This window comes from Micromonospora sp. NPDC003197 (genome assembly GCF_053590565.1).
Genome location: NZ_JBSFTE010000035.1, coordinates 66218 through 74585, shown reverse-complemented (window position 1 = coordinate 74585; position 8368 = coordinate 66218). Strand labels below are relative to the sequence as shown.

6 protein-coding genes and 2 pseudogenes are annotated in these 8368 nt (G+C 68.0%); 1 reads left to right on the top strand and 7 read right to left on the bottom strand.

Annotated elements, in window-relative coordinates; genetic code table 11:
- Positions 1–91: 91 nt before the first annotated feature.
- Entirely contained in the window at positions 92–403 is a 312-nt protein-coding gene (locus ACWDV4_RS27870; RefSeq protein WP_449984623.1) for a 4a-hydroxytetrahydrobiopterin dehydratase, read from the bottom strand.
- 185 nt (positions 404–588) lie between these two features.
- Here ACWDV4_RS27870 and ACWDV4_RS27865 point away from each other — a divergent pair, with 185 nt between their 5' ends.
- Positions 589–1008, top strand: coding sequence for a (deoxy)nucleoside triphosphate pyrophosphohydrolase (locus tag ACWDV4_RS27865; RefSeq protein ID WP_449984621.1), 420 nt, complete (start codon positions 589–591; stop codon positions 1006–1008).
- A gap of 214 nt (positions 1009–1222) precedes the next feature.
- Here the strand turns inward: ACWDV4_RS27865 and ACWDV4_RS27860 are convergent.
- The 6 genes and pseudogenes from ACWDV4_RS27860 to ACWDV4_RS27835 form a co-directional block, all read right to left on the bottom strand.
- Positions 1223–1483, bottom strand: a pseudogene (locus ACWDV4_RS27860) (succinate dehydrogenase/fumarate reductase iron-sulfur subunit); the annotation flags it as partial.
- A gap of 45 nt (positions 1484–1528) precedes the next feature.
- Positions 1529–2281 (bottom strand): annotated as a pseudogene (locus ACWDV4_RS27855) (succinate dehydrogenase/fumarate reductase iron-sulfur subunit); the annotation flags it as partial.
- The gene (locus tag ACWDV4_RS27850) at positions 2281–4206 is read right to left on the bottom strand and encodes a fumarate reductase/succinate dehydrogenase flavoprotein subunit (RefSeq protein WP_449984619.1); all 1926 of its coding nucleotides are present in this window, start codon (positions 4204–4206) and stop codon (positions 2281–2283) included. The pseudogene ACWDV4_RS27855 and the gene ACWDV4_RS27850, both read right to left, overlap by 1 nt.
- 11 nt (positions 4207–4217) lie before the next feature.
- Positions 4218–5024, bottom strand: coding sequence for a hypothetical protein (locus ACWDV4_RS27845; protein ID WP_449984618.1), 807 nt, complete (start codon positions 5022–5024; stop codon positions 4218–4220).
- Positions 5025–5329: 305 nt separating this feature from the next.
- Positions 5330–6754, bottom strand: a complete 1425-nt coding sequence (locus ACWDV4_RS27840) for a TldD/PmbA family protein (protein ID WP_449984615.1) — start codon at positions 6752–6754, stop codon at positions 5330–5332.
- Positions 6751–8187 (bottom strand): TldD/PmbA family protein, encoded by a 1437-nt coding sequence (locus ACWDV4_RS27835; protein ID WP_449984612.1) that lies wholly within the window; start codon positions 8185–8187, stop codon positions 6751–6753. Before ACWDV4_RS27835 ends, ACWDV4_RS27840 begins: the two co-directional genes overlap by 4 nt.
- Positions 8188–8368 lie beyond the last annotated feature (181 nt).

The window sequence follows — 8368 nt, the reverse complement described above, 5'->3', positions numbered from 1 at the left end:
CGCCGGGATCTGGCACAACAACAAGACCGGAGCACCCGTCACCCGATCACTGATCGCTTACGACCACTGACCAGGTTTCGGAACTACTCGTCTAGTCTTTGCTGGTCACCGTTCGGTAGGCGTCCTCGATCCGGGCGGCGAGGGTGACCTCGCCAACCGTGATGTCGTCGCCGTCGTTGGTGCCCACCCGGATTTGCGTGTGGCCGTCCACCCGTCGGATCTCCGGGCGCAGGTGTAGTGCGTCCGCGGCGACCTTGATTCGTTCGGTCAGCTCGGCGTGCTGGCTGTCGTTGAGGTGGAGGGTGCGCTCGATCTGCTGGCCCTCGCGGGTCCAGCCCGCAAGGAGGGCAAGCGCATCGCTGAGATAGTCGTTCTTTGCCCGGCTGCTCCAGAGCGCGCGCATTACCGCACCTCCCAGGCGTCGTTGCCGGCTTGTAGCCAAATTGTCGCTATCCCGTGTCTTGGCCGATGCCCCTTAGTCTGTCGGTGCCTGGCCGGCATGTCCACGCCCACACTTCCGGGTCTTGCTGCCCGAGGGGTCGACCCTGGCCTGCCTGAACGGTCAACTCTCTGGCACTCTTGACGCCTGTGCGGACCGAACGGGCGAGTGCGGGTGGGCCAGAGCCCCGGGTGATCGTTGGCGCGGCCATCATTGAGGGTCGACGAGTGCTGGCGGCCGCGCGGGCGAATCCCCCCGAAATAGCCGGAAAGTGGGAGTTTCCCGGCGGCAAGGTGGAACCCGGAGAGTCCGAGCGCGCGGCACTGGTCCGGGAGTGCGTCGAGGAACTGGGAGTCCGAGTCGAGGTCGGCGACCGGGTGGGGCCGGCGGTGCCGGTAGGCCAGGGGCGGGCGGTGCTCAAGGTCTATACGGCCCAGTTGGTGTACGGGGAACCCCGACCCCTGGAGCATGCCGAGCTGCGCTGGCTGACGGTCGACGAGTTGGCGGACGTGCCCTGGCTGCCGGCGGATGTCCCGATCGTGGCGGCGCTCCGCCCACTGATCAGCTAGCTCCCGCTCTGGGCGCTGATCAGCTAGCTCCCGTTCCGGGCGCTGATCAGCTGGCTCTGCAGCCTGATCGGCCAGCTCCGCAGTCCGGTGGGTAGGCGTAGTTCTCATGATCAAAAGTGGGTCGCGAGACGAAATCCAGGAACGGGGACGGGCCGCCGGCTAATGCCTGCGGCCCGTCCGTCCGAGAACGGTCAGTCCTTCCGTCCGAGAACGGTCAGTCCTGTCGTGCGGGCGGTTGCTGCTGGTCCGGATGGGCGTAGTTCAGGGTGTCGACCGGCAGCGGGAACTTCACGTCGTCGCCGAAAGGTGACGGCGCGGCTGCCCGGTCGCCGGTGAACTCGCTGATCGCCAGCCGGCCCCGGGAGTCGACTGCGGGAGTCTGGGGCTGGGGCACCTGTCGGTGCCAGTTGACCCCACGCTCCGCCTCCGCCTCCGCATGTGAGTCGTGAGAGGCACCCGCGTGCGAGTGCGTTGCGCTCACGGTCTCATCCCGGCGCTTGCCGGAGCCGCTGGCGTTGTCTTGTCCGCGTCGGAAAATCTTGCTACCTAGCCACACAATTGGATCGTACCTGCGATCGACCACGCGTTCCTTCATCGGGATGATCGCGTTGTCTGTGATTTTGATGTGCTCGGGGCAAACCTCGGTGCAGCATTTGGTGATGTTGCAGTAACCCAGCCCCTGAGCTGCCTGTGCGTACTCCTTGCGGTCGCTCTTAGTGTCCATGGGGTGCATGTCCAGTTCGGCGGCGCGAATGAAGTAGCGCGGTCCGGAAAAGGCGTTCTTGTTCTCTTCGTGGTCCCGCACTACGTGACAGGTGTTCTGACACAGGAAGCATTCGATGCACTTTCGGAATTCCTGTGACCGTTCGACGTCGACCTGTTGCATTCGGTAGTCGCCCGGGGCTACGTCGGCCGGCGGCGCGAACGCCGGAGTCTCCCGGGCCTTCTCGTAGTTGAACGAGACGTCGGTGACCAGGTCCCGGATGATCGGAAAGGTCCGCAGCGGGGTGATCGTGACCGTCTCGGTCTCCTCGAAGGTCGACATCCGGGTCATGCAGCCCAGCCGGGGCATGCCGTTGATCTCCATTGAGCAGGAGCCGCACTTGCCGGCCTTGCAGTTCCAGCGGCAGGCCAGGTCGGGTGCCTCGGTGGCCTGCAACCGGTGGATGACGTCCAGGACCACCTCGCCCTCGTTGACCTCGACCTGGTAGTTCTCCAGCTGGCCGCCCTGCTCGTCGCCCCGCCAGACCCGGAATTGGCGCTTGCCGCCCATTACTTGCCCGCCTCCTTCGCGTCAGCGTCCGCAGCGAGGGCGTCGAAGTCGGCGAGCTCCTCGTCGGTCAGGTACTTGGCCAGCTCGGTACGGTCGAACAGGGAGATCAACTCGCCGCGCATCTTCGGCAGCGGCTGGTGCTCCAGCCGTACCTTGTCGCCGTCGAGCGAGCACACCAGGTTGACCATGCGCCACTTCGGTGCCATCTTCGGGAAGTCCTCGCGGGTGTGACCGCCGCGCGACTCCTCCCGCTCCAGGGCCGCCCGCGCGGTGCACTCGGAGACGACCAGCATGTTGCGCAGGTCGAGGGCGAGGTGCCAGCCGGGGTTGTAGCGTCGCCCGCCGGACGCGCTCACCCGGGCCACCCGCTGCCGCAGGGCCGCCAGCCGGGTCAACGCGTCCTCCAACTCACCCTTGCGGCGGATGATGCCGACCAGGTCGCCCATCACCGCCTGGAGGTCCTGCTGCAAGGTGTACGGGTTGTCCCCGGTCTCCCGGTTCAGCGGAGCCAACGCCTGGTCCACCGCCGCCTCGACATCGGAGACGTGCACCTTCGGCCGGACAGTCGTCTCGTCCACGTGGGCGGCGGCGTACTGCCCCGCCCGCTTGCCGAAGACCAGCAGGTCGGAGAGGGAGTTGCCGCCCAGCCGGTTGGAGCCGTGCATCCCGCCCGACACCTCCCCCGCCGCGAAGAGGCCGTGTACGTGGCCGGCCGCCGCAGCCGTGTCCGGGTCGACCTCGACGCCGCCCATCACGTAGTGGCAGGTCGGCCCGACCTCCATCGGCTGCTTGGTGATGTCGACGTCCGCCAGCTCCTTGAACTGGTGGTACATCGAGGGCAGGCGGCGGCGTACCTCCTCGGCCGGCAGTCGGCTGGCGATGTCCAGGTAGACGCCGCCAGCGGGCGTACCCCGGCCGGCCTTGACCTCGCTGTTGATCGCGCGGGCGACCTCGTCGCGGGGCAGCAGCTCCGGCGGACGCCGGTTGTTGTCCGGGTCGGTGTACCAGCGGTCCGCCTCCTCCTCGGTCTCCGCGTACTGCTTGCGGAAGACGTCGGGGACGTAGTCGAACATGAACCGCTTGCCCTCGGAGTTCTTGAGGACGCCACCGTCACCCCGGACCGACTCGGTGACCAGGATGCCCTTGACCGAGGGCGGCCAGACCATGCCGGTGGGGTGGAACTGGAGGAACTCCATGTTGATCAGCGTCGCGCCGGCCCGCAGGGCCAGGGCGTGCCCGTCCCCGGTGTACTCCCAGGAGTTCGAGGTGACCTTGTAGGACTTGCCGACGCCGCCGGTGGCCAGCACCACGGCCGGGGCCTCGAAGAGGACGAACTCGCCGGACTCCCGGTAGTAGCCGAAGGCTCCGGCGATCTTGTCGCCGTCGAGCAGCAGTTCGGTGATGGTGGTCTCGGCGAAGACCTTGATCCGCGCCTCGTGGTCGCCGTGCTCCTGCTTGTCCTCCTGCTGGAGCGAGACGATCTTCTGCTGGAGGGTACGGATCAACTCCAGGCCGGTACGGTCGCCGACGTGCGCCAGGCGCGGGTACTCGTGGCCACCGAAGTTGCGCTGCGAGATCTTCCCGTCCTTGGTGCGGTCGAAGAGAGCACCGTACGTCTCCAGCTCCCAGATCCGCTGCGGCGACTCCTTGGCGTGCAGTTCGGCCATCCGGAAGTTGTTGAGGAACTTCCCGCCCCGCATCGTGTCCCGGAAGTGGACCTGCCAGTTGTCCCGGCTGTTGACGTTGCCCATGGCGGCTGCTGCGCCACCCTCGGCCATCACGGTGTGGGCCTTGCCGAAGAGGGACTTCGAGATGATCGCTGTCTTCTTGCCGGCCAGCCGGGCCTCGATCGCCGCCCGCAGGCCGGCGCCGCCGGCCCCGATCACGACGACGTCGTAGTGGTGTCGTTCGATTCGCGTAGTCATGTCAGGGGCCCTTAATTGATGAACCGCAGGTCGCCGAACCAGTCAGCGGCCAGCGCCATGATGTAGAAGTCGGTGAGCGCCAGGGTGCCCAGCGTGATCCACGCCAGCTGCATGTGCCGCGCGTTGAGCTTGGAGACGAACGTCCAGATGCGGTAGCGCACCGGGTGCTTGGAGAAGTGCTTGAGTCGCCCGCCGGTAACGTGCCGGCAGGAGTGACAGGACACTGTGTACGCCCAGAGCATGACCACGTTGACCAGCAGGATCACGTTGCCGAGCCCGAAGCCGAAGCCGTCCGGGGTGTTGAAGGCGAGGACGGCGTCCCAGGTGTTGATCACCGAGATGACGACGGCCGCGTAGAACGCGTAGCGGTGTGCGTTCTGGAAGATCAGCGGGAACCGGGTCTCGCCGGAGTAGGTCTTGTGCCCGTCCGGGACCGCGCAGGCCGGCGGGGAGAGCCAGAACGACCGGTAGTAGGCCTTGCGGTAGTAGTAGCAGGTCATCCGGAACAGCAGCAGGAACGGCAGGGTCAGGGCGGCGTCCGGGATGATCCACCAGCCGGGCAGGATCCGGCCGAAGTGCGCGGCCTCGGGCAGGCAACGGTCGGTCACGCAGGGGGAATAGAACGGGGTCAGGTAGCTGTACTCCTCGACCCAATAGAAGTCGTGCATGAAAACGCGGACCGTGGCGTACGTGACCCAGGCGCCGAGCCCCACCACTGTGATCAGTGAGGGGAACCACCAGCGGTCGGTACGCAACGTCTTCGCCGCGATGGCGGCGCGTCCGCGCCCGCCGCCCGGCCTCGTTGCCGTCGATGTCATTCCCTTGTCGTCTTCCTGACGGGGCCCTGTCTGCCTGACGGGCACGGGTGATGTTCCGGCCGAGCGCGCGGGGGCAGCAAGAGGCCCGCAGTCGCACCACCTGCGTCCGCGTCGATGCACACGTTACGCCGCGCACCGATGACCCTGCGCGCAACGCAGTCTCGCGTGTGTCACCCGGTTCCGAAAGACCCGTTACCAGTTCGATGAGTAGATGTGTATAACTTCACTGATGTGTCGCGTCACTGACCAGGGGGAAGATCCTTTTAGCTGGGAAGTGACCGCAAAATGGGAGTGGATCTTGTCGATCAACCGGAGGCGCCGCCGGTGAAGTTCCAGGCGGCCAGCCGCACTGCTGGTGCGACCCACCAGGTGCGGTCCCAACTGTCCGGCTGCCGTACCGCGTGTCGGCCGAGGCCGAGTACGGCCCCGGGGGCGAGCGCCTGCGGATAGGACTGGGTGAAGCGGAAGTCCCGTACCGCGGAGACGATTTCGCCATCCTCGACCAACCACACCCCGTTGCGGGTCAGACCGGTGACCACCAGACTCTTTGGATCGAGCACCCGGGTGTACCAGAGATCGGTGACCAGCAGACCCCGGCGGACACCGGCCACCAGCGCGGCGGTGTCGGCATCCACCGCCGGGCCGGGAACGTCATCCGTCGGCCCGGACACGTCATCCGTCAGGCCCGGCGCGTCCTTCGGCGGCCCGGCGACATCCTCGGCGGCGGGTGCCAGCATCAGGTTGGCCGGCATCGGACCCCAGGCATGGCCGGACGCAGCGTGTCCGGTCGACTCGGTTCCAGCCTCGGCGGCGGTACGGCGGTCGTGGGTGACCGCCCGGGTGACCCCCCGGTCGACCAGGGTGAGCCGTCGGTTCGGGGTGCCCTCGGCGTCGTACGGCAGGCTCGGGCCGCCGAGCGCGTCGTCGACCAGGGTGATCGCGGGATCGAACTGGGTAGCTCCCAGCTCGGCAAAGGACTGTCGCTCGTTGTGCAGCTTCCCGTTGAAGCCGTGCCAGGCGAGGTTGTACAGCAGGTCCGCGACGGCGGTCGGCTCCAGCACCACCTCGTACCGGCCGGGGGGCAGTTCGACCGGATCAGCGGCGGCTCGGGCCTTGGCCGCCGCCCGTCGACCGAGCAGCCCGCCATCCAGATGAGCCAGTCGGGACATGGCGAGCCGCGAGGACCCGTCGACACCGTCGGCACGGGCGATCCCATCCATCGCCGCGTCGGCGGCCCGGCCAGCGGCGGACTGCCCGGCGCTGTTGGTAAACGCGCCGCTGCGGTCCACCGTACGGCAGTAGCCAGCGGTCACCAGCCCGTCGGCCGCGTCGACGAAGGCCCGGACCCGCTCGGCCCTATCGTCCGGTGACGCGTGCGCGGTGGCCTCGTCCCAGTCACCGTCCCCGGCCAGCGGCGCGGGCGGGGCCAGCCCCGGCCAGGTTGGGTCCGGTGGGGCGAGCCGGGTGGCGGCGAGCGTCCGCTCGACCAGGCCCCGCAGCCCGTCGTCACTGGTCAGCGTGGTCGAGCCAGCCGCCGTACGACCGTCCAGGTGCAACCGGAGCCGTACCCGGGTCGTCGCGTCGGTGACGTTCTGGTGAATGTACGAGTTGGCGAACCGGGTCAGGGCCAACTCGCTACGGGTGGCGGCGGCCTCCGCCTGCGGGGCCGGGCCGCCGAGCCGACGGACCAACTCGATCACCTGCGCGGCGATGTCCAGTTCGGTGCTCACCCCGTCACCCCCACTCGCACTGCCTGGAACCGGGCCGGTGCGGCCGGGTGTCCGGTGTGGCCGATCTGGCCGGGCTGTCCCTTGCCGCAGTTGGGCGTACCCCAGGCGACGGTTTCCGAGGAGAGCATGTCCATCGAGCGCCAGAAGAGCGGCCCGATCCCGGTGTAGGTCGGGTTGCGCAGCATCCGCCCTCGCCGCCCGTTCTTGATCTCCCAGCCGATCTCGCAGCCGAACTGGAAGTTGAGCCGCTTGTCATCGATCGACCAGGACCGGTTCAGGTCCATCAGCACCCCGTCGTCGGTGGCCGCGATCATCTCGTCCAGCGTGTGCGGTCCCGGCTCCAGACCGACGTTGGTCATCCGTACCATCGGCAGCCGCGCCCAGCCGTCGGCGCGTACGCTGCCGGCGTAGTCCAGGCCGGCGACGGCGGCCGAGTCCCGGCCAGCCAGTACGCCCACCCAGCGGCCCTCGCGGACCGCGTCGCGCTTCCCGGCCGGGGTGCCCTCGTCGTCGAAACCGAAACTGCCCAGCGCGCCCGGGATCGTCGGATCGATGGTCACGTTCATCAGCTCGGAGCCGTAGCGAAGGTCGCCGAGTTGGGCCAGGTCCAGCCAGGAGGTGCCGGCGTAGGCGGCCTCCCAGCCCAGGATGCGGTCCAGTTCGATCGCGTGCCCCACCGACTCGTGGATCTGCAACGCCATCTGCTCGCTGCCGAGGATGAGCGTGGTCTCGCCAGCTGGGCAGGGCGGTGCGGTGAGCAGCGCCCGCGCCTCCTCGGCGATCCGGGCGGCGTGCGCCGACAGGTCGAGGGAGTCGACCAGTTCCCAGCCTCTGGTGCCGTACTGACCGCGGTAGCTCGGATAGGACCGGCGTTGGGTCTCGCCATCGCCGATCACCGTGGCCGAAATGCCTGCCCCGCACTCCCGGATGTGCTGGTCGATCTGGTGTCCCTCGCTGGAGACGAACCACTTGCGGGTGTCCCAGATCTGGTAGAGCCCCTCGGCGAGGTCGGCACCGTGCTCGACCATCGTCCGGGTGGCCTTGACCAGCAGGTCACCCTTGTCGGACAGGGGCACCGCCAGCGGATCGACCAGGCACGGGGACGCCCAACTACCGGCGATCGCCGGGACCGGCAACAGGCCGGTGTCCGGACCGGGAACCCGGGCGCTCGCGGCGGCGATCTTCGCCGCGTGGCTGCCGGCCGCGTGGGCGGCCCGCTCCGAGATGTCGGGTACGGCGTAGAAGCCCCAACTCGACCCGACCAGTGCCCGTACGCCGATGCCGGCGTCCTCGTCCTGGGAGAGTGCCTCGATCTCGCCGTTGCGGGCGGTCATCGACTCGTATCGGCGGTGCATCATCCGGGCGTCCGCGTATCGGGCTCCCGCGTCGAGCGCGGCGCGCACGGCAGCGGTGGCCACATCGAAGTGGGTCATGCCCTGACCCTATGTGAGAACCCCAACCCACCCCGCGCCCTATCGTGTTGATCAAGAGATTTACGTCGGCTTCCATCAGTCCAGCTGACGTAAATCTCTTGATCAACACGACGAGGTGATGGGGCGAAGACCGGTCGGCGGCGCAGGGATATCGGCACACGTCAGTGGTGAGGTGGTAACT